Origin of the sequence: Paenibacillus sp. FSL H7-0714, from assembly GCF_038003765.1 — a bacterium.
Lineage (GTDB): Bacteria > Bacillota > Bacilli > Paenibacillales > Paenibacillaceae > Paenibacillus_AQ.
Window position 1 is genome coordinate 162,524 of sequence record NZ_JBBOPT010000001.1, and the last position, 23,060, is coordinate 185,583.

General features: G+C 45.1%; 21 protein-coding genes and 1 tRNA gene. 20 read left to right on the forward strand and 2 right to left on the reverse strand.

What is annotated here, in order from left to right; all coding sequences use genetic code 11:
- Positions 1-343 precede the first annotated feature (343 nt).
- The 20 genes from hisF (at position 344) to NST34_RS00900 (ending at position 21,712) form a co-directional block, all read left to right on the forward strand.
- Complete coding sequence (hisF, locus tag NST34_RS00805) at positions 344-1,102, forward strand: imidazole glycerol phosphate synthase subunit HisF (RefSeq protein ID WP_042123282.1); 759 nt, start codon at positions 344-346, stop codon at positions 1,100-1,102.
- A complete protein-coding gene (hisIE, locus tag NST34_RS00810; protein WP_341126946.1) occupies positions 1,099-1,815 on the forward strand; it encodes a bifunctional phosphoribosyl-AMP cyclohydrolase/phosphoribosyl-ATP diphosphatase HisIE in 717 nt (238 codons plus the stop codon). Before hisF ends, hisIE begins: the two co-directional genes overlap by 4 nt.
- 15 nt (positions 1,816-1,830) lie before the next feature.
- Positions 1,831-2,658 (forward strand): histidinol-phosphatase HisJ, encoded by an 828-nt coding sequence (hisJ, locus tag NST34_RS00815; RefSeq protein ID WP_341126947.1) that lies wholly within the window; start codon positions 1,831-1,833, stop codon positions 2,656-2,658.
- 23 nt (positions 2,659-2,681) lie between these two features.
- Positions 2,682-3,632 (forward strand): ribose-phosphate diphosphokinase, encoded by a 951-nt coding sequence (locus NST34_RS00820; RefSeq protein WP_042123288.1) that lies wholly within the window; start codon positions 2,682-2,684, stop codon positions 3,630-3,632.
- A 234-nt stretch (positions 3,633-3,866) separates the two neighbouring features.
- Positions 3,867-5,603, forward strand: coding sequence for a tetratricopeptide repeat protein (locus NST34_RS00825; RefSeq protein WP_341126948.1), 1,737 nt, complete (start codon positions 3,867-3,869; stop codon positions 5,601-5,603).
- Between the two features lie 40 nt (positions 5,604-5,643).
- Positions 5,644-6,597 (forward strand): thioredoxin-disulfide reductase, encoded by a 954-nt coding sequence (gene trxB, locus NST34_RS00830; protein WP_149647951.1) that lies wholly within the window; start codon positions 5,644-5,646, stop codon positions 6,595-6,597.
- A gap of 309 nt (positions 6,598-6,906) precedes the next feature.
- Complete coding sequence (gene uxaC, locus NST34_RS00835) at positions 6,907-8,334, forward strand: glucuronate isomerase (RefSeq protein ID WP_341126949.1); 1,428 nt, start codon at positions 6,907-6,909, stop codon at positions 8,332-8,334.
- Positions 8,335-8,391: 57 nt separating this feature from the next.
- Positions 8,392-9,390 carry a LacI family DNA-binding transcriptional regulator gene (locus NST34_RS00840; RefSeq protein WP_341126950.1) on the forward strand — a complete coding sequence of 333 codons (999 nt, stop codon included), beginning with the start codon at positions 8,392-8,394 and terminating at the stop codon, positions 9,388-9,390.
- A gap of 161 nt (positions 9,391-9,551) precedes the next feature.
- Positions 9,552-11,021, forward strand: coding sequence for a tagaturonate reductase (locus NST34_RS00845; RefSeq protein WP_341126951.1), 1,470 nt, complete (start codon positions 9,552-9,554; stop codon positions 11,019-11,021).
- 34 nt (positions 11,022-11,055) lie between these two features.
- Complete coding sequence (locus NST34_RS00850) at positions 11,056-12,546, forward strand: UxaA family hydrolase (protein ID WP_076299995.1); 1,491 nt, start codon at positions 11,056-11,058, stop codon at positions 12,544-12,546.
- A 200-nt stretch (positions 12,547-12,746) separates the two neighbouring features.
- Positions 12,747-12,974, forward strand: coding sequence for a DUF1858 domain-containing protein (locus NST34_RS00855; RefSeq protein ID WP_076299971.1), 228 nt, complete (start codon positions 12,747-12,749; stop codon positions 12,972-12,974).
- A gap of 41 nt (positions 12,975-13,015) precedes the next feature.
- The gene (locus NST34_RS00860) at positions 13,016-14,278 is read left to right on the forward strand and encodes a DUF438 domain-containing protein (protein WP_341126952.1); all 1,263 of its coding nucleotides are present in this window, start codon (positions 13,016-13,018) and stop codon (positions 14,276-14,278) included.
- Positions 14,279-14,487: 209 nt separating this feature from the next.
- Positions 14,488-15,438, forward strand: coding sequence for an ROK family glucokinase (locus NST34_RS00865; protein WP_042184026.1), 951 nt, complete (start codon positions 14,488-14,490; stop codon positions 15,436-15,438).
- A gap of 45 nt (positions 15,439-15,483) precedes the next feature.
- The gene (rapZ, locus tag NST34_RS00870; RefSeq protein WP_042123306.1) at positions 15,484-16,383 is read left to right on the forward strand and encodes an RNase adapter RapZ; all 900 of its coding nucleotides are present in this window, start codon (positions 15,484-15,486) and stop codon (positions 16,381-16,383) included.
- A gap of 57 nt (positions 16,384-16,440) precedes the next feature.
- The gene (locus tag NST34_RS00875; protein ID WP_179085868.1) at positions 16,441-17,388 is read left to right on the forward strand and encodes a gluconeogenesis factor YvcK family protein; all 948 of its coding nucleotides are present in this window, start codon (positions 16,441-16,443) and stop codon (positions 17,386-17,388) included.
- A 144-nt stretch (positions 17,389-17,532) separates the two neighbouring features.
- Complete coding sequence (whiA, locus tag NST34_RS00880; protein ID WP_042123310.1) at positions 17,533-18,462, forward strand: DNA-binding protein WhiA; 930 nt, start codon at positions 17,533-17,535, stop codon at positions 18,460-18,462.
- Between the two features lie 97 nt (positions 18,463-18,559).
- Complete coding sequence (locus NST34_RS00885; protein WP_036687106.1) at positions 18,560-18,829, forward strand: HPr family phosphocarrier protein; 270 nt, start codon at positions 18,560-18,562, stop codon at positions 18,827-18,829.
- Between the two features lie 150 nt (positions 18,830-18,979).
- Complete coding sequence (locus NST34_RS00890) at positions 18,980-19,735, forward strand: SIMPL domain-containing protein (protein WP_042184030.1); 756 nt, start codon at positions 18,980-18,982, stop codon at positions 19,733-19,735.
- Positions 19,736-19,863: 128 nt separating this feature from the next.
- Positions 19,864-20,964: a PdaC/SigV domain-containing protein gene (locus NST34_RS00895; RefSeq protein WP_339799691.1), complete on the forward strand. Its 1,101-nt coding sequence runs from the start codon at positions 19,864-19,866 to the stop codon at positions 20,962-20,964.
- A gap of 109 nt (positions 20,965-21,073) precedes the next feature.
- A complete protein-coding gene (locus tag NST34_RS00900) occupies positions 21,074-21,712 on the forward strand; it encodes a GDSL-type esterase/lipase family protein (RefSeq protein ID WP_076299968.1) in 639 nt (212 codons plus the stop codon).
- A 95-nt stretch (positions 21,713-21,807) separates the two neighbouring features.
- Here NST34_RS00900 and clpP read toward each other — a convergent pair whose 3' ends face one another.
- Both clpP and NST34_RS00910 read right to left on the reverse strand, forming a co-directional pair.
- On the reverse strand, positions 21,808-22,404 hold the full coding sequence (gene clpP, locus NST34_RS00905; RefSeq protein WP_060626469.1) for an ATP-dependent Clp endopeptidase proteolytic subunit ClpP: 597 nt from the start codon (positions 22,402-22,404) through the stop codon (positions 21,808-21,810).
- Positions 22,405-22,597: 193 nt separating this feature from the next.
- Positions 22,598-22,672: transfer RNA gene (locus NST34_RS00910), tRNA-Arg, on the reverse strand.
- Positions 22,673-23,060 lie beyond the last annotated feature (388 nt).

Sequence of the window (23,060 nt, forward strand, 5' to 3'; positions counted from 1 at the left end):
AATTATGAGCGTGTTTGCTAATTTAATTGTATTTCGTGCAGCTATAAATGAGAGTTGAGCTTATATTTAAGTTCATTCCCAGATTTAATTGTACGAAATGCAGTTAAATGCCTAGTTTGCTGGATGGACGGTCAAATAACTGCACATTGTGCAACTAAATGAACCGATTATATCATGAGCGCGAGCCCACAGATCGCCTAAATGAATGTGGTCTTGCGGTTGTCGCGAGCCCGTCGTCCTGCTAGAGCAAGAATCGTGGGAACATAGTGATTATAGAGTGAGTGGAGCGGGATTTAGGGGGATCAAAATGTTTTAGGCAAACACATGGAAAGGGGGATTAATAATGTTAGCAAAACGTATCATCCCCTGTCTTGACGTTAAGGACGGACGGGTAGTCAAAGGCGTTAACTTTGTGAATCTGCGTGATGCCGGAGATCCGGTAGAGCTGGCAGCGCTGTATGACCGTGAGGGTGCAGATGAGCTTGTGTTTCTCGATATATCGGCTTCCGTAGAAGGCCGGGCGACCATGATTGAGGTTGTGCGGCAGACCGCAGGTGAAATCGCCATTCCTTTTACAGTGGGCGGCGGGATCTCTACACCTGATGATATGAAGCGGATTCTTCGTGCAGGTGCAGACAAAATCGGCATTAATACGGCTGCTATCACTAATCCACAGTTAATTCTGGAAGGTGCACGCCGTTTTGGCTCTCAATGTATTGTGGTAGCAATAGATGCTAAATATAACGAGGCATTTGGTGAATGGGAAGTGTATACACATGGTGGTCGCAAGCCCACTGGCATCCGTGCTCTGACCTGGGCCAAGGAAGCTGAAAAGCTGGGTGCAGGTGAAATTTTGCTCACAAGTATGGATGCAGATGGGACGAAAGATGGCTTCGACCTGAAGCTGACTTCAGCAGTAAGCGATTTACTTAGTATTCCTGTGATTGCTTCTGGCGGCGCTGGAAAGAAGGAGCATTTTTACGATGTATTTACGGAAGGGAAAGCCGATGCGGGACTGGCGGCGACCATTTTTCACTATAAAGAGATTGCCATTAACGACTTAAAGGCTGACTTGAAGCAAAAAGGGGTAGAGATCCGATGAGCGAAACAGAAAAGAATACATCCATTAGCCAAAAAGAAGCACTGGCCGGCATTCGCTGGAATGAAGCGGGGTTGGTGCCTACCGTTGTGCAGGATGCTAACACACTAGAAGTTTTGATGGTTGCTTATATGAATTCGGAATCGTTGCAGCTCTCATTGGAAAGTGACCAGACCTGGTTCTGGAGCCGCTCACGCAGCGAGCTTTGGCACAAAGGTGGAACCTCAGGCAATACACAAGCGATTACTTCCATATCCTATGATTGCGATAGTGATACACTGCTCGTGAAGGTTGTCCCTGAAGGACCAGCTTGCCATACTGGAGCTACGTCATGCTTTTTCCGTGACATTCCTTTGAATAACCAAGCCAAGGAATCTCAGAAATCGGTAGCTACTAGCTTTACGGATGGTGAGCGTTTTGCTGTTCTTGGTGAGCTGGAGCGTGTGATTGCTGAGCGGGAAGTAGAGCGTCCGGAAGGCGCGTATACAACTTATTTGTTCGATAAAGGTGTCGATAAGATCCTTAAGAAGGTAGGCGAAGAAGCCTCTGAAACGATTATTGCCGCCAAAAATAAAGATAATGCCGAGCTGCGTCTTGAAGTTAGTGATCTGATCTATCACTTACTAGTACTGCTACAGGAGCGCAAGCTTCCGCTGGATGAAATCATGGAAGAGTTGAGTACCCGCCACGAGCGCCCACGCCGGGACCAGTACTAGGGAGGGAACTGACGGATGCATATCGATTACCACACGCATCATGAGCGCTGCGGTCACGCCGTGGGCAAGCTTGAGGAGTATGTGCAGCGTGGGATACAGCTTGGTCTTCAGCAGCTAGGGTTATCCGACCACTTGCCGCTCGTCCATGTTGATCCTGCTAGCTATTACCCTGAAATGGCCATGCCAATGGCTGAACTGCCTCGTTATGTGGAGGAATGCCTGACGCTGAAGGAACGCTACCGCGGAGTCATAGACCTGCGGGTAGGGCTGGAAGCAGATTATATTGAAGGCTACGAGGATCAAATTCGTGAGATTTTATCTCCTTACCCATGGGATTATCTGATAGGCTCTGTGCATTTTCTCGGGGAGTGGGATATCACGGATTATCGACAGGTTGATGGCTGGGAAGGCAAGGATGAACTAGAGGTATATCGCCTTTATTATGATGCTGTAAAGAAGTCGGCGTTATCAGGATTATATGATATTATAGGACATATGGATGTTATTAAACGGTTCGGCTATGGTCCTCAGACACCAGAAGGTAAAGCAGAGGTGAGAACGCTGGAGCTGGAAACCTTAAAGGTTATAGCGGATAGCGGAATCGCCATGGAGCTGAATGCTTCAGGACTTACCAAGCCATGTGCTGAGATGTTCCCGGCGGAACATCTGCTACAGGAGGCTTTAAAGCTCGGTATACCGCTTACGCTCGGCTCGGATGCACATGACCCTGCCAAGCTTGGTGACGGCTTGCAAGAGGCACGTAGCATGCTTTGGCACACAGGCTTCCGTGAGCTGGCTGTATTTGAGGGACGCCGTCGTACCACTGTTCCGTTCAAACTATAATTTATAATCCGCAGGAGGGTATTATGCATCATCAACAATTACGTATTTTTTCCGGTTCGTCGAATCCAAAGCTGGCGGCAGATATTGCAGAGCGACTTGGTGTTGAATTGGGGCAGATTAAGCTGACCCGTTTCATGAGCGGCGAGATTTACGTGCATTACGAAGAGAGCATCCGGAACTGCGACGTATTTTTGGTGCAATCCCTATCCCATCCCATTAATGAGATGTTCGTGGAACTGCTCGTGATGATAGATGCTGCTAAACGGGCATCAGCACGTACAGTTAACATTATTGTGCCGTATTATGGATACGCTCGACAGGAACGTAAGTCTGCACCTCGTGAACCGATCTCGGCTAAGATGGTAGCGGATGTACTTACGACCGCGGGCGCAACCCGTGTAATTACTATCGATTTGCATGCAGCGGCAATTCAAGGCTTTTTCAACATTCCGGTCGATCATTTGACTGCTCTCGATTTGATCAGCAGCCATTTGAAGGCCAAGGCTATGTCTGATTTGGTCATTGTTTCTCCGGATGCCGGACGTGCATCTATGGCTGAGAAGCTGGCAAATAAGCTGGATTCACCTTTTGCCATTATGATCAAGAAGCGTCCAGCCCATAATGAATCTGTAATCACTCATGTCATTGGTGATGTCGAGGGACGTACACCGATCATTATCGAGGACCTTATTGATACAGGGACTACCATCGTGAATGTGGTTGAGGGTCTGAAAGAGAGAGGTGCGAAGGACAGTATCGTCTGTGCAACGCATGGATTGTTCTCAGGACCTGCGCTGCAGCGGCTTGACCATCCCTCTGTTCAGGAAGTGGTCATTACGGACTCTATTGCGCTGCCAGATGATCATTCAAGTCGGTTTACGGTATTATCGGTGGCACCGATGCTTGCACAAGCTACACGTATTATTCTTGAGGGCGGTTCGATCGATAAGCTTTTCAGAGACGCGGGAATTTAATTCCCCGTCTTTTTTATTTTTATGTGAAAAAGTTGCTGTTTGTAGAGTGGTAGAGTCTTTCTCAACTTGAGAATCTCGCGGTCACATGTGGTATACTGTGTGAAGATAGCCGCACCCATAAAGGGAACGGAATAGCGATTAAGTTTGGAGCTCCGGTATACCCCATTGGGCGCCGTCCTCCTATTTTTTCGTTAGTATAAAAGGAAGCTTCTTATAAGGGGGTGCCTTGCTTCCATGATGGAGAGAACTTCAGAGTATGAGGAGAATGGTAATGTTATTCCTGTCACTCTGAATGCCAATTTTTTCTTTGAAAGAGCCGTTCGGTCCTTGGATCGCTTTCAATATGATAAGGCATTAAAGAATTTTCGCAAAGCTGTAGAGTACGAACCGGAGAACCCGGTAAATCATTGTAACGTAGCAGGCGTATTATCAGAGATGGGTAATTATGAGGCGTCTAACGACATTTTGACCCATGTGCTGGAGAATATTGATCCTGGAATGACGGAATGTTATTTCTATATGGCTAACAACTTCGCCAATATGGAAAGCTATGAGGAGGCAGAACGCTCACTTGTTACTTATCTCGAAGAAGATGTGAACGGTGAATTTCTGGCCGAATCGGAAGAGTTGATGGAACTTCTGCAATATGAGCTCGATCGTCCTGCACCACTTATCCGGATTAGAAGCCGGGAAGGGGTAATAGAGCATGAGCGGGCCCGAGCGCTGTTGGAGGAAGGCAAGTTTACACAAGCCGTAACTTTGCTTGAAGAGATTGTGAGCAATACGCCAGACTTCTTGGCGGCGCATAACAACCTAGCCCTTGCGTATTTCTATATGGGTCGTTTTACCAAAGCCAAAGAATGCATTATGCGGGTGCTTGAACAGGACTCTGGGAATTTGCACGCACTTTGTAACTTGGCGATCTTTTTGCAGTATGAAGGTGACCGCGGGCAACTGGCTGGATTATTACGTCTGCTAGAGACGACTATTCCTTTTCACCAGGAGCATTTATTCAAGATGGCCACTACGATGGGGATTCTGGGACGGCATAGAACCGCCTATGGTCATTTTCGGCGCCTGCTGAAAGATGAGGAAGTCGGCGGTGACGCCAGTTTGTACCATTACTGTGCGGCAGCAGCAAGTAATAGCGGTCTCTATGCAGAGGCTCAGCGTTGCTGGCAAAAAGCTGCTAAGCTGGATCCGGAATCGGCTGTGCCGAGATTTTTTCTGGCCCAACTGCAGCAAGCGCAGGGGGAAGGCAAGGCGTTGTCTCCAATCAGTTACAACTATCAGCTCCCATTTCAAGAGCAGCTGAAGCTGTGGAAAGACAACAAAGGCAGCTTTGCTGAAGAGGTGCGGAATAATCCACTGCTTCGATCTTCCTTCTTCTGGGCACTTCGCTACGGTGATGCCAATACGAAGCTTCAGGTTACGGAAGCTCTGCGCTGGATTGAGGATGAAGAAATGTCCGAGATTCTACAAGGACTTCTGAAGCAACAGCCATTGCAGGAAGAAAAGCTGCAGGAAGCTGCGCTTCTGAGCCTGCAGCGACTGATTGGTAGTGTTCCGGAGGAAAATGTACTTCAGGAAGCCAAAGAAACGCCTACTGCGCGTCTGAAGGGATTGCCAGAATGGAGAGAAGATTGGCAAAAAGTCATCGACCAGACGGTAAGTATGATGGACCGGAGATTTGATGCCGTTCAGAAAAAAGATGCTGAATTACTTTGGAAGCAATTCGTGAGTAGCATATATCCAGATGTTCCTTTTATCCGTCAAACGGAAGGCTGGTGTGCTGCTTTAGAATATCTGATCGCAAAAATGCATAACCTTCCAGTCACCTACCGCGAGGTAGCTCAGCGTTATGACGTATCCGTGTCGATGGTCAGTCGTTATGCTCGGCGTATCGATGATGAATGTAGTTTTCAGGGAAGTGTGAGCGACAGTCTTCCCCCGTTTACTGAAAATATCTAAATTCTTGATGCATAAACCCTATTGTGAGGAGGCCACTGTTATGTACAAAACGATTGTAATCGGAACAGGCCCGGCCGGGCTTACTGCTGCTATTTATTTGGCACGTGCCAACCTTAACCCACTTGTAATTGAAGGGATGCAGCCAGGTGGACAACTGACAACGACAACGGAAGTGGAGAACTTTCCAGGTTTTCCCGAAGGGATTCTCGGCCCGGATTTAATGGACAACATGCGGAAGCAGGCTGAACGTTTTGGTGCTGAATTCAAGAATGGTTGGGTGGATTCAGTGGATTTTTCACAGCGTCCATTTAAAGTGACAGTAGATGGTTTGGGTGTATTAGAGGCAGAGTCGGTAATTATCTCTACCGGTGCTTCTGCCAGATATTTAGGAATACCAGGGGAGCAGGAGAATGTGGGCCGTGGGGTCAGCACTTGCGCTACTTGTGATGGCTTCTTTTTCCGGAACAAGAAGATTATCGTGGTCGGTGGTGGAGACTCTGCGATGGAGGAAGCCAGCTTCTTAACAAGATTTGCTTCTAGCGTAACCGTGGTTCATCGTCGTGATGAGCTCAGAGCTTCAAAAATTATGCAGGACCGCGCACGCGATAACAGTAAGGTTGTGTGGGCACTTAACCGTACACCGCTTGAAGTAACAACCGGCGAGTCTGGAGTTAAGGGACTGACGGTTCGAAACAATGATACAGGGCTTGAAGAACTCATCGAAGCGGACGGCGTGTTTGTCGCTATTGGTCATACGCCGAATACCGGATTCTTGGGCGGTCAGATTACGACCGATACCAATGGTTATATTGTAGTAAATCCAGGTACTACCGAGACGAACATTCCGGGTGTATTCGCTTGCGGCGACGTACAGGATACCCGTTACCGTCAAGCGATCTCCGCAGCAGGGACTGGCTGTATGGCAGCAATGGACGCTGAGAAATATCTTGAGGGCACAATGGTACATGACTGGAGCGAAAACTTGGGTAGTTAATATAACTAAATTTAATCGGAATGAATTCAAGCAGGTGATCCTTATCTTAAAGGGGCGCCTGCTTTTTTTGTAGCAGGAAGCTGGGTGCTGTTAAAATAACTGTAACAATGTCTTTCGAAAAGGGCTTGCGCATTTTAAAAATACGTTTACAATAAGAGATAATGTTAACGTGAACAATTAGAACATATTTAGAAACCAAATTATTATAATTTAAAGAAATAAATAAGTTAAAATATCATAATCTGAAAAATGTTCACGTTAAACTAATCGTAACTCCCATTATGATTATAAAGGAGAGCAGCAAACCTCATGAGCAAAAAATTCATGGATGAGAACTTCCTGTTGTCGAGCGAGACCGCCATTAAGCTGTTTCATAATCATGCGAAAGATATGCCTATTATCGACTATCATTGCCACCTCAGTCCTCAAGAGATCTATGAGAACAAGACGTTCAACAATATTACCGAAGCTTGGCTGTATGGCGACCATTACAAATGGAGAGTGATGCGGGCAAATGGTGTAGAGGAGAAGTTCATTACTGGTGATGCTAGTGACTATGAAAAGTTCTTGGCATGGTCTAGAACCGTTCCTAAGATTATCGGGAATCCGCTCTATCATTGGACACATCTTGAGTTGCAGCGTTTCTTTGGAGTATATGATTTGCTAAATGAGGCTAATGCTCCGAAGATTTGGGATGAAGTGAACAGACAGTTGCAAGGTGAAGGATATGGAGCGAGAGATCTAATTGTTAAATCGAAAGTAACTGTTGTATGCACCACCGATGACCCAGTAGATTCTCTGGAATATCATGAAAAAATCAGCAGCTTGAGTGGATTCGATGCCAGCGTAGTTCCGGGGTTTCGTCCAGATAAAGCCCTTGAGATTAATCGTCCTACCTTCAAGCCTTGGGTAGCCCAGCTAAGCGAAGTCTCAGGAATGGATGTTGAGAATTATGGTCAGTTTCTAGAAGCATTGGAGAGCAGAGTGAGATTCTTCCATGCCAGAGCGGGCCGTGTATCCGATCATGCTTTGGATGCAGTAATGTTTGAGCCTGCTACCTTGGAGGAAGCTACGGCTATATTCAACAAAGCTCTTCGTGAAGGCACTGTAAGTGAGAGAGAAGAAAAGAAATATAAAGGGTTCACATTAGTATTCCTTGGCAAATTGTACAACGAGCTGGATTGGGCGATGCAATTCCATATCCATGCGCTACGCAATAATAACAGCGTAATGTTCGGACGACTCGGCCCTGATACCGGCTATGATTCGATTAATGATGGCGTGATTGCTAAACCGCTGGCAGGTCTGTTAGATGCGCTGGACCGTGAGAATGCGCTGCCTAAGACCATTTTGTACTCACTGAACCCTAATGATAATCATGTCATTGCTGGTTTAATGGGCTGCTTCCAAGGGGGCGGTATTCCAGGGAAAATTCAATTCGGAACGGCATGGTGGTTCAATGACAATAAGGATGGCATGCTGGAACAGATGAAGACGCTCGCTAACCTCGGTGTGCTTAGCCAGTTTGTCGGGATGCTAACAGACTCCAGAAGTTTTTTATCATATACCAGACATGAGTATTTTAGAAGAATCCTATGTGATCTTGTAGGCTCTTGGGTAGAGAATGGAGAAGCTCCGGAGGATATGGAGCTACTGGGTAGTATGATTGAGAATATCTGTTACAATAACGCTGATCATTATTTCAATTTCTCGAAACAGGCATTGGTGACTAGGTAATCGTTATGATATCCTTACATGGAAGAGCCAAACCCGTTTGATAAGGAAGGTTGACCCATGGCACCTACAATCAAGGATATCGCCAAACTGGCGAATGTTTCACATACAACTGTATCAAGAGCACTTAACAACAGTCCCCTAATTAAAGAAGTTACACGTAAAAAAATTGCCGAGATCGCTGCGCAAGTGGGTTATGTCCCCAATTACAATGCCAAAAGCCTTGTGATGCAGCGGTCATACACCATTGGCTTGTTCTTCACGAGTATCGCCAACGGCACCACGTCTGGTTTCTTCTCTGATACGATTCGTGGTGTAAATAGTGTCATAGATGTAGAGTATAATCTGTTCATCCGTGGGATCGACGATTATGCGGAATATTCCTCTATTCATCACAAACGCTTTGATGGAATTATTCTAATGAGCCAGAGTGAAGCAGATAATAAATTCATTTACCATGTTGTCCAGCAAGGCATTCCAATCGTTGTGCTGAATCGGCAGTTAGATGATCGCTCCATTATTAATATCATCTCGAATGATCGGGAAGGCGCTTATCATGCAGGCAAACACCTGATTGAGTCCGGGCATCAAGACATTGCGATCATTGAAGGTGTTGAGGGCTTTAAATCCACGCAGGAACGCAGAGACGGTTTTATAAAAGCTTTGATTGACCATAATATCCCTGTTCGTAACGATTATATGAGAAATGGTAATTACGATATGCAAAGTGGATATGAGGCGATGGGCAAGCTGCTAGATTTGGAAAAACCGCCGACGGCAGTATTCTGTTCCAATGACGATATGGCGATCGGGGCTATGAAAGCTGTGTTTGAGCGCGGGCTGCAGGTGCCGAACGATGTTTCTATTGTTGGTTTTGATGATATTGGATTTTCGCTCTTTGCGAATCCTTCGCTTACCACAGTTAAACGTCCTATTGAGAAGATCAGCGAGCAAGGAGCCCGCAAGCTGCTAAGCTTAATTAAAGAACCTTTGGAGAATGACGGGCTAACCTCCATTGATACGAAGTTTATTGCGAGAGAATCGGTTAGGAAACTGTAGAAGCAAAAAGCTGCGCATAGCAGCATGATCCTTTCACTTGTGAAGGATTTTAAACTAAAATTTTCACGTGTGCATAAATTAACAATAAAATAATATAAACATTGTATTTAAAGCATATTTAATTAGTTTCACGTGTGCATTTATAAATAGGAGGCGTTTATATGAACAGATTAAATAGTGATAGTTGGAAAGCTTACAAGCAATATCCTGAGAAGGTTCTGCAATTTGGTGAAGGCAATTTCATGCGCGCTTTTGTAGATTGGCAGATTCATACCATGAATCAAAAAACAGATTTCAATGGTGGCGTGGTGGTTGTACAACCGCTGGGTAACGGACTTGCAGAAATGCTAAATGCTCAGAACGGTTTATACACGTTGTATCTCCAAGGAATCAAAGATGGAGCAGCGGTAAAAGAACATGAGGTCATCAACTGTATTACACGAACGCTTAATCCTTTTGCCCAGCATGAGGAGTATATGAAGCTTGCCGAGAATCCAGAGCTGCGCTTTATCGTGTCCAACACCACTGAGGCGGGAATTGCTTTTGAAGCAGGCGACAAGTTAACCGATGCTCCGCAGAGCAGTTTTCCAGGTAAACTGACGGCCTTATTGTATAAGCGTTTTGAATTTTTTAACGGTGATGCTTCTAAAGGTTTTATCATCATTCCGTGCGAGCTGATTGACCGAAATGGGGATGAGCTTAAGAAGGTTATTTTGAAATATGCTGACCTGTGGAATCTGGGAGAGGGCTTTGTAAACTGGATGAATGAAGCCAACACCTTCTGCTGTAGTTTGGTAGATCGCATTGTTCCTGGATATCCAAGAGACACCATCGCTGAGATTACAGAAGAATTGGGCTATGAGGATAAGCTGGTCGTTGTCGGCGAGCAATTCCATCTTTGGGTGATTGAAGGACCGCAGTGGATTAAAAAGGAGTTCCCGGCTGAACTAGCAGGTCTTAATGTGCTGGTGGTGGATGATATGGCCCCTTATCGCACTCGTAAAGTGAGGATTTTAAACGGAGCTCATACAGCTATGACACCAGTAGCGTATTTGTACGGCATTGATACGGTTGCCGAGGCCATTGAGCACGAAGAGGTTGGGGCGTACGTGAAGTCCTTAATCTACGATGAGATCATTCCGACGCTGGATCTGCCGGTAGAGGAATTGAATTCTTTTGCAGACGCGGTATTGGAAAGGTTCCTGAACCCTTATGTGCAGCATTACTTGATGAGCATCTCCCTTAATTCTATCTCGAAATTTAAGACAAGAGATCTGCCTTCTTTATTGCAATATGTAGAGTCCAAAGGACAATTGCCCGAGAAGCTTGTTTTCTCAATGAGTGCATTAATTGCCTTCTATAAAGGACGTAGAGGGGAAGAAGAGATTCAGCTGGCGGATGATGCGGATATTTTGGGATGGTTCGCCTCCTTGTGGGGAGGATGGGATGGCACAGACACTGGGTTACGGGCACTGGCTGTCGAGGTATTAGCAGCGACAAATCGCTGGGGCTGTGACCTGAATGAAGTGGCTGGTCTTACTGACAAGGTGACAGAAGGGCTCATTGCGATTGAGAGAACAGGTATGAAGCAAGCGCTGCAAGCGTACGTGAAGAGACCTGCACACAACTAATACACAGGAGGTGGATAACGACATGATTAAGACTATGAAAGAGGTACTGCAGATCAACGAGGCTGATAACGTGGCAGTTGCACTTAAAGACTATCAAGCAGGCGACACCATTGTGATTGGTTCAAAAGAAATTAAAATTACGGAAGATATTGCTAGAGGTCATAAAATTGCACTAACCAGCATTAGCGAAGGCGAGAATGTATTGAAGTATGGTTATCCCATCGGTCATGCTAAAGCGCCTATCGTGCCGGGCCAGTGGGTGCATACCCATAATACGAAGACAAACCTAACAGGGGTTGAGGAATATACTTTTGAGCAGAAGCTGACCCCCAATCCTTTTAAAACGGAGAATTTGACCTTTAAGGGGTATCGTCGCTTTGACGGATCTGTAGGTATTCGTAATGAGCTGTGGATCGTCCCTACGGTTGGTTGTGTGAATGGAGTGGCGGAGCAGATCATCAATATTTTTAAGGCAGAGGTTGGGGATATTGCGCCGTTCGATAACGTGCTCGTACTGAAGCATAACTATGGTTGCTCCCAGCTGGGTGATGATCATGACAATACCCGTACAATACTTGCTAACGCGGTTAAGCATCCAAATGCGGGCGCCGTTCTTGTGCTCGGACTAGGTTGTGAGAATAACAATTTGCATATTTTTAAAGACATGCTGGGTAGTTACGATGACGATCGAGTGCGTTTTCTTGTCTCCCAAGAGGTTGGAAACGAGATTGAAGAAGGCGTAAAGCTGCTGAAGGAACTCTACAATAACGTACAGGGCGATCATCGGGAAGAAGTCGCACTCTCTGAGCTGAAGATTGGTCTGAAGTGTGGAGGCTCGGATGGCCTGTCCGGGATTACAGCGAATCCGCTTCTTGGACGTCTGTCTGACTATATGGCTGCCCAAGGCGGCACAACTGTACTCACTGAAGTACCTGAAATGTTTGGCGCCGAAAAGATTCTGATGGAACGTGCTGCAGACGAAGCTATTTTCCACAAAATTGTTGATCTCATCAATGACTTTAAGCAGTATTTCATGGACTATAAACAGCCGGTATATGAAAATCCTTCGCCAGGCAATAAAGCCGGAGGAATTACTACGCTTGAGGATAAATCGCTGGGTTGCACTCAAAAATCCGGTAATTCTACGGTAATGGATGTACTCAAGTATGGAGAGCTTATCACTAACAAAGGCTTAAATCTTCTTAACGCGCCGGGCAATGACCTAGTAGCTTCGTCGGCTCTGGCTGCTGCTGGCTGCCAATTGGTGATCTTTACGACCGGACGGGGGACGCCTTTTGGTACATTCGTGCCAACAATGAAGGTGTCTACCAATACCCCATTGTATGAAGGCAAACGTCACTGGATCGATTTTAACGCAGGTGTGTTGGTTGAAGATGGTTCTCCAGATGAGGTTCTGCGTGACTTCATTAACTACATTATCAGCGTGGCTAGTGGGGAATGGGTAAATAACGAGAAGAATAACTTCCGCGAGATATCCATATTTAAAACAGGAGTAACGCTATAATAAATAATTTATTACGAATTAGACTGTCCCTTATGCTATTTAGCGTAGGGGGCAGTTTTTTTAATTTCACATTACATAATCCATCTTTAAAAGAACGGTCCTTGCTTTCTTCTGATTTAGTGATTGCAATCACTATTGCTTTGTACGGCCTATGCTAATCTGTTGTTGAGAATAGTTCTCATATAAAGGAGAAGAGTCCAATGGAAAAAATGCTGCGAATGGATGAGTCTATCTTCGAGATGGTATCCCGGCATCCGGAGGTCGTTGAGATTATGGTAGAGCTGGGCTTTAAGGACATTGCTAAGCCAGGTATGCTGCAGACCGCTGGCCGTTTCATGACCTTATCCAAAGGAATCAAGCTGAAGAAAATGGATCTCGATACCGTGAAGTTAGCATTTGAACGACACGGCTTCGAGATTATGAAATAAAGGAATCTATCATCAAAATTTTCATTAAGGAGAGATCAATAATGAGTGAATTGATAAATAACCGCGAGGTTGATGTACCGGAGCTAACTCGTCGCCAAGCCATGCTCAAGGAGATTATTAAAGAACTGCATGCAGGCAAAAGTGTTGAAGAGGTTAAGGCACGCTTCGAGGAAGCTGTAGGTGATGTTACTGTTGCGGAAATCTCTGCAATGGAGCATTCGTTAATGACTGAAGAGGGAATTCCAGTATCCGAGGTACAGCGGCTTTGTTCGGTGCATACAGCAATATTCAAAGGCTCTATTGAGCAAATTCACCGTTCCTCAAAGCCTGAAGAACAACCCGGCCACCCAGTCCACACCTTCAAGCTAGAAAACCGTGAGATTGAAAGACTTGTGAACTTCCGTTTAGATTTGCATGCTACCAAATTCCAGAAGAATGACAGCGAGGAGCTGATCTTTAAGCTGCTGGAGGATCTTAGCTTACTGCTGGATCTAGATAAACACTATAGTCGAAAAGAAAATCTGTTGTTCCCTTACCTTGAAAAATACGGCATTTATGGACCAACCAAGGTAATGTGGGGCGTGGATGATCATATCCGTCGTATGATTAAAGATGCAAAAGCAGCGCTCAGCGGCTACAGCGGAAATGCAGCAGATATTGGTGTTCAACTTACGGAGATCATCAAGGAAGTTAATGAAATGATTTTTAAGGAAGAAAATATTTTATTGCCTATGTCGCTGGATAAATTGACGGAAGACGAATGGGTCAAAATCGCTCGGGAGAGCGATGAGATCGGATTCTGCCTAACGGCGCCGGAGCAGGAGTGGATACCCGAACGTGCCGCAGAGCCGGAAGGTGCAGCATTGCAGGGTGAAGCAGTGGGAGCCGCTCCGCAAGAAGGGTTCATCCGTTTTGAGACAGGGCTGTTGTCATTGCATCAGCTCGAAACAGTACTCAATCACCTGCCAGTAGATCTGACATTCATTGATGAGAATGATGTCGTTCGATATTTTTCACACGGGAAGGAACGTATCTTTGCCCGAACTAAGGCAGTTATCGGCCGCACGGTACAGAACTGTCATCCGCCTCAAAGTGTTCATGTGGTGGAGAAGCTTCTGGAAGATTTTAAGGCAGGTCGTAAGGATGCTGAGGACTTCTGGATCAACATCAAGGATAAATTTATCTATATCCGTTATTTCGCCGTCCGAGACGAGACTGGTCGGTATATGGGTACGCTGGAGTTTACACAGAATATCGCACCTATCCGTGCACTGGAGGGGCAAAAGCGTATTTTGTCAGAATAAATGGGTGTTTTAGGTTATTTTCCAGATAATAATATAGTCAGAAGACTCTCTTACATAGTCGTAAGGGGGTCTTTTTAGAATATAATAGAGTATAGTATTAAAATAAGGAATTCCCGGGTGTGTTGTCTTTCCTTGACCACAGAGGGGGCTTCTATTATAGTTGGTACTTAGGATTAACTATTTTAGTATAAAAAAAGGTGGCTTGTTACATGTCTGAGAATATCTACGTTGGCGTGGATTTGGGTGGAACTGCAATTAAGGTTGGAATCTGCAATGCTGAGGGAACGCTACTGCATACTTATGAGGGACCCACAGGAACTGCAGAAGGTGTCGATACTGTTATCGATAATATCGAGAAGTATGTACGCCAAATTGTGGAGGATTCCCCGTACTCTTGGGATCAGCTTGCAGGTGTAGGCGCGGGCGTAGCAGGGTTCACAAATATTCGTGAAGGAATCATTATCCTTGCGCCCAACATAGGATTTAAAGATGTGCCGATTCGCTCCATTTTGGAAGATCGCTGGAACAAGCCTGTCAAAATAGACAATGATGCGAACGTGGCTGCACTGGGTGAAGCCTGGAGTGGTGCAGGACGCGGGATTGAAAATTGTGTCTGCTATACGCTAGGAACAGGTGTTGGTGGCGGAATCATTATTAACGGAAAGATTTATCAAGGTTTTGCAGGTCTAGCAGGTGAGCTTGGCCATATCACTGTAGTGCCGGATTTGGAAGCCATTCAATGTGGTTGCGGTAATATGGGATGTCTGGAAACCGTTTCCTCCGCTACAGGAATTATTCGTATGGCTAACGATGCAGTAGCTCGTGGTGATCGTACTTCCCTCTCAATGGTAGAGAAGATTGCTGCGAAGGAAGTCTTTGATGCGGCTAAGGCTGGCGATGAAGTAGCGATTCGCATAGTAAACCGTGCAGCATACTACCTGGGTAAATCTATGGCTTCTGTTGCAGCCGTGCTTAACCCTGAGGTCTTCATCATTGGTGGTGGTGTGTCTAAGGCTGGAGATATTCTATTTGATGAAGTTCGTCGTGTGTTTGCTAAGCTCGCACCGGCTCCGCTTCAGACTGGTGTTTCGATTATTCCTGCAGAGCTTGGTAATGATGCAGGTATTGTGGGTGCAGCAGGTCTTCTGCTTCGTTCTTAAAAGATAGGGAGTATTCATATACTAATTTAGGGAGGGGACGCTTTAATGACCGAATTGGACAATACTCCAACGGCTGGAGCCACCCTGATCATTATTACCGGAATGTCAGGTGCGGGTAAGACAATTGCTGTGCAGAGTCTGGAAGACCTAGGGTTCTTCTGTGTCGATAATTTGCCGCCGGTGCTGATCCCTAAGTTTGCAGAACTGATTGAGCAGTCGAAGGGTAAGATCGCCAAGGTAGCGCTTGTGATTGACCTGCGCGGTAGGGAATTCTTCACTGCTTTGTCCGAGTCTCTAGCCTATATTAAAGATGAGTCAACCATTGGCTGTGAAATCTTGTTCTTGGATGCTACGGATTCGGTGCTTGTGCAGCGTTACAAGGAAAGCCGGCGTCATCATCCTCTAGCGCCTAAGGGACTTCCGCTTGATGGTATCAAGCTGGAACGTAAAATGCTTGAGGAATTAAAGAATTCAGCTACATTATGTCTGGATACTAGCAGTATGAAACCAGTGCAGCTCAAGGAGAAGATCGTTTCTCGGTTCTCGCATTTAGGAAAAAGTACACTCTCCGTCAACATTACATCGTTCGGATTTAAGTATGGTATTCCTATTGATGCAGACCTCGTCTTCGATGTTCGCTTTTTGCCTAACCCACATTATGTGGATCACCTGCGGCCAAAAACAGGTCAGGACAGCGATGTCTATGACTATGTAATGAAGTGGCCTGAAACACAGGTGTTCCTGACCAAACTGCTCGATATGCTTCATTTCTTAATTCCGCAATATCGTAGGGAAGGTAAATCCCAGATTATTATCGGCATTGGCTGTACAGGCGGGAAACACCGTTCAGTAGCCATTTCTGAATATTTGGGCAAAATGCTGGGCGTCAGCGAAACGGAATCCGTAGCCGTTAGTCATCGGGATTCCGAGCGTGATCGGCACTAATGAGAGAAGGGGTCCATAGTGGCTGAAGAACAAAGACAGCGTCCACGTATCGTCGTTATGGGCGGTGGCACGGGGCTATCTGTCATGCTTCGCGGCTTAAAAGAAAAGCCGCTAGATATTACAGCTATAGTTACCGTAGCAGATGATGGAGGAAGCTCGGGCATTTTGCGCAGTGAACTGCAAATGCCGCCTCCTGGGGACATCCGTAACGTATTAACAGCTATGGCTGATGTAGAGCCGCTCATGGCGGATATTATGAGATATCGTTTCAACACGGGCGAAGGCTTGGCGGGTCATAGTCTTGGCAATTTAATTCTTGCCGCGCTTACAGATATATCTGGCGATTTTGTCACAGCTGTTCGTGAGCTTAGCCGATTATTTGCTGTTCGTGGACGGGTATTACCCGCTGCGGGGGATGCCGTAGTATTGCGTGCAGAAATGTCGGACGGCACGATTATCACGGGTGAATCTAAGATACCGGAAGCAGGCGGAATCATTAAACGGGTTTCTTTGGAGCCTGCTGATGTGGAGCCGTTGCCTGAAGCACTTGAAGCGATTCGAAATGCTGATGCAATTCTTTTGGGGCCAGGTAGTCTATATACGAGCATTCTTCCGAACCTACTTGTTCCGAAGCTAGCAGAAGCAGTTGTATCTTCTGATGCAATCAAAATTTTTGTCTGCAATGTAATGACTCAGCCTGGTGAAACGGATAATTATACTGTAAATGACCATCTACAAGCCGTTTATGATCATATTGGGATTCATTTATTTGATTATATTATTGTGAATGACGGTGAAATTCCAGAGCAGGTGCAGTCGAAATACGCTGAGAAGGGTGCACGTCCGGTACAGCTCGACAAGGATGTACTAGAAGGCAGTGCATATAAAGTTATAGCGGATAAGCTAGTGTTATTCCGAACTTATTTAAGGCATGATACCGATAAGCTTAGTCATCATATCTATCAGCTTGTGCAAGATTGGATAAACAGAAACCCTAGGGTATAACTTAAAATATAAGAAAATATAAGTTTTACACCTATACTTTCTTATATTTCTCGCTTAAACGCTTACCGTCCTCAAAAGGACGCCGAAGGCGTTTATGCTTGTATATATGAATGACGTACTTATTTTCAGAAAGAGGTGAGACCCTTGTCTTTTGCGGCCCTTACAAAAAAAGAGCTGACGATGGTGGAGAGTGAGCCCTGTTGTGAGAAGGCGGAAATGTCAGCGCTTATCCGTATGAATGGATCTGTGCAGCTTTCAAGCAAAAAGGTGATTCTCGACATTTCGACGGAGAACGCCGCGATTGCAAGGCGGGTATATTCTTTGCTTAAGAAATATTACCAGGTCCATATTGAGCTACTCGTGCGTAAAAAAATGCGTTTGAAGAAAAATAACGTTTATATCGTTAGAATCCCTAGTCGCGTACAGGAAATCTTAAATGATCTCAGAATTGTGTCCGAAGGATTTATTTTTACCGACGGTATTGATAAAGAGATTGTTGGGAATAACTGCTGTAAGCGTGCTTATTTGCGGGGTGCCTTTTTGGCGGGCGGATCCGTTAATAATCCGGAGGGTTCCTCTTACCATTTGGAGATTTCCTCGATGTATGAGGAGCATTGTAAGGCGCTGGTCGATCTGGCTGGTGAATTTCACCTAAACGCACGCTGCATTGAACGTAAAAAAGGGTTCATTCTATACATTAAAGAAGGCGAGAAGATTATCGAATTCTTAAGTCTGATCGGGGCGCATCAAGCGTTGTTCAAATTTGAGGATGTAAGAATTATGCGCGATATGCGTAATTCCGTGAATCGGATCGTGAACTGCGAGACCGCGAATCTCAATAAAACGATAAGTGCCGCGGTGCGGCAGATTGAGAATATCAAACTGCTGCAGCGAGAAGTAGGTCTGGAGAGCTTACCGGATAAACTGCGGGAAGTTGCAGAAATTCGAATGGCACATCCGGATATCAACCTTAAAGAGGTTGGTGAAATGCTGAAAGGTACGGTTAGTAAGTCCGGAGTAAATCATCGACTTCGTAAGATTGATGAACTGGCGGACAAGGTTCGAGGCGGCTAGTCACTTTTTTTCTAGTGTGGTTTACGTTATAATGATATAATAATATAAAATTAATGTGAAATTTTTGGGGAGAACTCAATTAGGGGGTAAGCGTTTCATGACAAAGCACCCGGTAGTTGTTCGGTTGAAGACAGGGCTACACGCTCGACCGGCAGCATTGTTTGTGCAAGAAGCTAACAAGTTTTCGTCGGAGATTTTCGTGGAAAAAGACGATAAAAAAGTAAACGCCAAAAGTATTATGGGTATTATGAGCCTAGCGATCAGTTCCGGCACGGAGATCTATATCAGCGCGGATGGTGCAGACGCGGATCAAGCTGTAAACGCTTTGACGAGTCTCGTCAGCAAAGAAGAGCTTGAGAACCAATAATCTTTTGAAGTGACTTTTTATCGAATGACTAAAAAGCCCCCAGGGGCTTTTTTTTATACCAAAAAATAGATTTTAACTGTGCAACATTTACCAAAAAGACTCGTCTAGAGGATAATAACAAATCACAAAGGATGAAAGGGGCTGGCAAATATGAAAGGTTTGGTAAAAAAGATTGGTTCAGTGTTGATCGTAGGAAGTTTGTTGATTGGAGGGATTAGCATGAGTGGAGTCTTCCAAGGTCCCGCAAAGGCTTACGCAGATGAAGTGCAGAAAAATGTCGTTAGTGTAGTAGGTAAAGGTGAATTGTCCATCAAGCCGGATATTGTATACTTGTCCATCGGTGTGGATACTACGGCTACAACTGCGCAAGAAGCGCAAAAAACAAATGCTGCTAAAATCCAAAAGATCACTACACTACTGAAGGGGACTTGGAAAATCGCAGATAAGGATATTCAAAGTACCCAATTCTATGTGCAACCCAACTACAGTTATAGCGAAAAAGAAGGACAGCAAGTGAAAGGATACAACGCGAATCATACACTGTTAGTGTCCTATAGAGATCTGACCAAGGTTGGTGAATTGCTAGACGCTGCATCTGCGGCGGGGGCAAATAATATCGGAAATGCACGTTTTTCCGTGGAAGATACTTCTGCCTTTGAAGCTCAGGTGATTGAAAAGGCGATGGCGAACGCAGATGTTAAAGCAGGAGCTATTGCTAAGGCGGCTAAACGTAGCCTGGGTCAAGTAATCACGGTCAGCCAAAATGATGGCAATGTCACTCCGGTTTATTTTGAACAGAATCTAAAAATGGAAATGGCTGCAGCAGATGCTGGTGCAAGCACATCCGTTCAACCGGGAGTAGTTAAAGTTACAACACAGCTGAGCGTAATGTATGAATTGAAATAGTAGCAGAACAAGATGATTGCAGAGAGGAGAGGTGATCTTCCACTAGTAATAGTGGGGGGCGCCTCTTTTTTTTTGTGTAAATTCTCCAAGATTAGGTTTAATAAACTGGAAAGGAGTGGGAAAATTAGATGGTGAATATTTCAAAAGAAACAGTACGCAAATGGGGCATAGGTTTGATGTCGGCTGGATTATTGCTTGGTGGAGGATTGCTGCCCAGTGATACGGGTCATGCAGCTTCTGATCAGACGAAGAGCAAGGCTATTGCTACAAGTATAGTTTTAAAGGCGAACGGGGTGATTTCACAGCAGACAGGTATTCTGCAGGAAGGGAAGGTCTGGATTCCGATTACCTTTATGCGTGATGTGCTGCAATTACCTCTAACTTATGATAAAAAAGAAAATGCATACACGATCGGAAAGGGAACGACTAAGGCCAAGTTGCTGTTATCTAGCTATGGTACTTCAATTTGGGTGAACAATTATTACATTCGAGAGTATGAAGGAAAGCTAATAAACAATCGGCTCTATGTTCCATCAGGTCTGTTAAATGATTATTTAGGCTATAAAGTGGATTGGAGTCGGGGCTCTAGTAGGTTGAATGTGGTGAATAGATCACAGAATGCGTTGATAGTAACCACAGAGACCTATGCTAAGGATCGAAAAGAGGCTTTGATCCAGCTTGATTATCCGAAGTTTAGTGGATTAAGCAATTCCAATGCACAGCAGGCCATGAATGATATTTTGAAAGAAAGTGCCATGAAATTTGCTGCAAACGCAGAGAAGGATATCTCGAATCGATCCGGGTCAGAGCCTAAGTATACCTATGATATAGAATATATGGTGACCTACAATCAGGATGGTGTGATCAGCTTAGTGATGTCACAGTATAGCGATACGGGCGGCGCTCATGGTATGACCAATCGGGAGGCGTTTACCTTTTCGCTCAAGGATGGCAAACGTCTACTGTTGGGCGACCTGTTCGGAGCTAACCCAAACTACAAAAAAGAGTTGAATGCTAAGTTGAACAAGCTAGTAAAAGCGGAGGAAAGTTATTTGGGAGGATTCAACGGATTGAATACGGAAAAGTATTTTTATCTGAAGGATGATCAGGTCGTTCTGTTCTTCCAATTGTATGAATACACAGCTTATGCTGCGGGGTTCCCGGAATATCCCTTTACTTTCAAAGAACTGTTGCCGGAAGGCGGTAGCCCATTTACTGCTGTAAAATAAATAGAGAAGTCGTAACCGCTAGTGTCACCACTGGACATCTCCCCCTTACCAAAATGACCTCGAATTCATATGCTAAATGGAGTAACTAGTTTATGAACGGGGGAGAGCTATGAGCTATCAATACACTGCAATTGGCGATTCCTTGACGACTGGATTTGGCGCTCTGCCAGGTAACGGTTTTGTACCGGTGTACCGTAGAATGGCGGAAGGGAGACTGCGTTCTAATGTAGCCTCTACGAATTTGGGCGTGAATGGATTGACTACTTCTGAACTGGAACAGCGGCTACGGGGGAGTGCGATGACTCGCGAAGCCATTCGAGCAGCCGACATCATCACTCTATCCATCGGTGGCAACGATTTAATCCATGCTGCGAAGGCTGCAGCTAGACAACCTGAAAATTTATCTAAAGAGCTGCGAAGATCATTGCAAGAATGCAAACAAAATTTTGCTGCAATTATGAGTATCCTCTTCCAATTGAAGACGGGAACGCGTAGACCTTTTATCATTCGGATTGTGGGACTGTATAATCCTTATCCTCAGGTAGTGGGTGCTACAGAGTGGGTGCGGCAGTTTAACCGCTATGCCTCACAGTACAGTAGCCGAGTATGTGGGTTTGCTTCTATCTATAGTGAGTTTGCAGGAAATGAGAGAGGGCTATTATCGATTGACCACTTACATCCGAATGGCCGAGGCTACCGTGTGATTGCTGAGAAACTCGATGCGCTTGGATATGGCGGTTTGATTTAATTGAGATTCGTATGAAGTGATGGTCTGAAAAGTAAAGAGGCTGTGCGCTAACCATCAAGTGGATAGGGCACAGCCTCTTTGTGTTGTTTTATAGCTTACACACCGCTAGGCAGTGTTTTCTCGATGACTTTATCAACGATACCGTAAGTTGCCGCATCTGCAGCAGTCATGAAGTAATCACGATCTGTATCCTTCTCAATACGTTCTAGCGGTTGACCCGTACGTTCTGCAAGAATACGATTCAACTTATCACGCAATTTGAGGATACGGCGGGCACGGATTTCGATATCCGTTGCTTGACCTTGAGCACCACCCAGAGGTTGGTGAATCATGATCTCACTGTTAGGCAGTGCGAAGCGTTTGCCTTTAGCGCCAGCGTTAAGTAGGAAAGCTCCCATAGAAGCTGCCATACCCACACAGATGGTGGAAACGTCCGGTTTAATGTACTGCATTGTATCAAAAATAGCCATACCTGCAGTAATGGAACCGCCTGGGCTATTCACATAAAGGTGAATGTCCTTCTCCGGATCTTCGGCAGCCAAGAACAGCATTTGTGCGATGATAGAATTGGCTACCACGTCATTAACCTCCGTTCCAAGGAAAATGATGCGGTCCTTCAGCAGGCGGGAATAGATGTCATAAGCGCGCTCACCGCGGTTGCTCTGTTCTACTACCATAGGAATATAACTCACGTGGAAAACCTCCTTGATATTGGTTCTTCAAATGTATTCATTTTTACTCTTGCCGTATTACCCACATGATAAACAAATTCAAACAAAAAGTCAAAGAAAGTCAAACTTATATTCAAAAAAAAGAGCCGACACGCGGCTCTTTGGTTAAGTAGTAGTATAGGCACTACTAAATTATGTACAAAAGTGAAATTAATGGCGCGCCCGCCAAGAATCGAACTTGGATCTCAGGCTTCGGAGGCCTACGTCATATCCATTGGACCACGGGCGCAACAAAAATGATTATAATACAATTTCTGTGCAATTGCAATGGACAGGAAGAAACGACGCTGTCGTCCTTTATTGACGACAACCGTTTCTCGTAGAAATATAAGGATGATATATAACGTGAAACCTGTAATTTCTTATATTTTTAATAATACTGTACTCAGGCTCTATCCCTTGTCTTCAAGGTGGACAAGCGTACATTGTATTTCACTCAGCTAAAGAATCTGGATTGTTAATGACAGGTTTTTTGGAGCTGAACCTCTTTCCCAATCTTATAAATGTATAAGAAGACAAGCGCTTGAGAATTCTACTCTCGGAAGACTTGCACTTCGAGCAATATTTGGTTAGAATATGAGTGGGACTTAAAAAGTTTACCCGGGACATTTTGAGAC

Bases quoted from the DNA above. Each gene is read 5' to 3' on its own strand.
- NST34_RS00895 (WP_339799691.1), top strand. From the start codon at position 19,864: ATGGTGAATATTTCAAAAGAAACAGTACGCAAATGGGGCATAGGTTTG.
- NST34_RS00885 (WP_036687106.1), top strand. From the start codon at position 18,560: ATGACAAAGCACCCGGTAGTTGTTCGGTTGAAGACAGGGCTACACGCT.
- NST34_RS00850 (WP_076299995.1), top strand. From the start codon at position 11,056: ATGAAAGAGGTACTGCAGATCAACGAGGCTGATAACGTGGCAGTTGCA.
- hisIE (WP_341126946.1), top strand. From the start codon at position 1,099: ATGAGCGAAACAGAAAAGAATACATCCATTAGCCAAAAAGAAGCACTG.
- uxaC (WP_341126949.1), top strand. From the start codon at position 6,907: ATGAGCAAAAAATTCATGGATGAGAACTTCCTGTTGTCGAGCGAGACC.
- NST34_RS00860 (WP_341126952.1), top strand. From the start codon at position 13,016: ATGAGTGAATTGATAAATAACCGCGAGGTTGATGTACCGGAGCTAACT.
- trxB (WP_149647951.1), top strand. From the start codon at position 5,644: ATGTACAAAACGATTGTAATCGGAACAGGCCCGGCCGGGCTTACTGCT.
- NST34_RS00840 (WP_341126950.1), top strand. From the start codon at position 8,392: ATGGCACCTACAATCAAGGATATCGCCAAACTGGCGAATGTTTCACAT.
- NST34_RS00825 (WP_341126948.1), top strand. From the start codon at position 3,867: ATGATGGAGAGAACTTCAGAGTATGAGGAGAATGGTAATGTTATTCCT.
- NST34_RS00875 (WP_179085868.1), top strand. From the start codon at position 16,441: ATGGGCGGTGGCACGGGGCTATCTGTCATGCTTCGCGGCTTAAAAGAA.
- hisF (WP_042123282.1), top strand. From the start codon at position 344: ATGTTAGCAAAACGTATCATCCCCTGTCTTGACGTTAAGGACGGACGG.
- NST34_RS00865 (WP_042184026.1), top strand. From the start codon at position 14,488: ATGTCTGAGAATATCTACGTTGGCGTGGATTTGGGTGGAACTGCAATT.
- NST34_RS00845 (WP_341126951.1), top strand. From the start codon at position 9,552: ATGAACAGATTAAATAGTGATAGTTGGAAAGCTTACAAGCAATATCCT.
- rapZ (WP_042123306.1), top strand. From the start codon at position 15,484: ATGACCGAATTGGACAATACTCCAACGGCTGGAGCCACCCTGATCATT.
- NST34_RS00820 (WP_042123288.1), top strand. From the start codon at position 2,682: ATGCATCATCAACAATTACGTATTTTTTCCGGTTCGTCGAATCCAAAG.
- NST34_RS00855 (WP_076299971.1), top strand. From the start codon at position 12,747: ATGGAAAAAATGCTGCGAATGGATGAGTCTATCTTCGAGATGGTATCC.
- NST34_RS00900 (WP_076299968.1), top strand. From the start codon at position 21,074: ATGAGCTATCAATACACTGCAATTGGCGATTCCTTGACGACTGGATTT.
- hisJ (WP_341126947.1), top strand. From the start codon at position 1,831: ATGCATATCGATTACCACACGCATCATGAGCGCTGCGGTCACGCCGTG.
- NST34_RS00890 (WP_042184030.1), top strand. From the start codon at position 18,980: ATGAAAGGTTTGGTAAAAAAGATTGGTTCAGTGTTGATCGTAGGAAGT.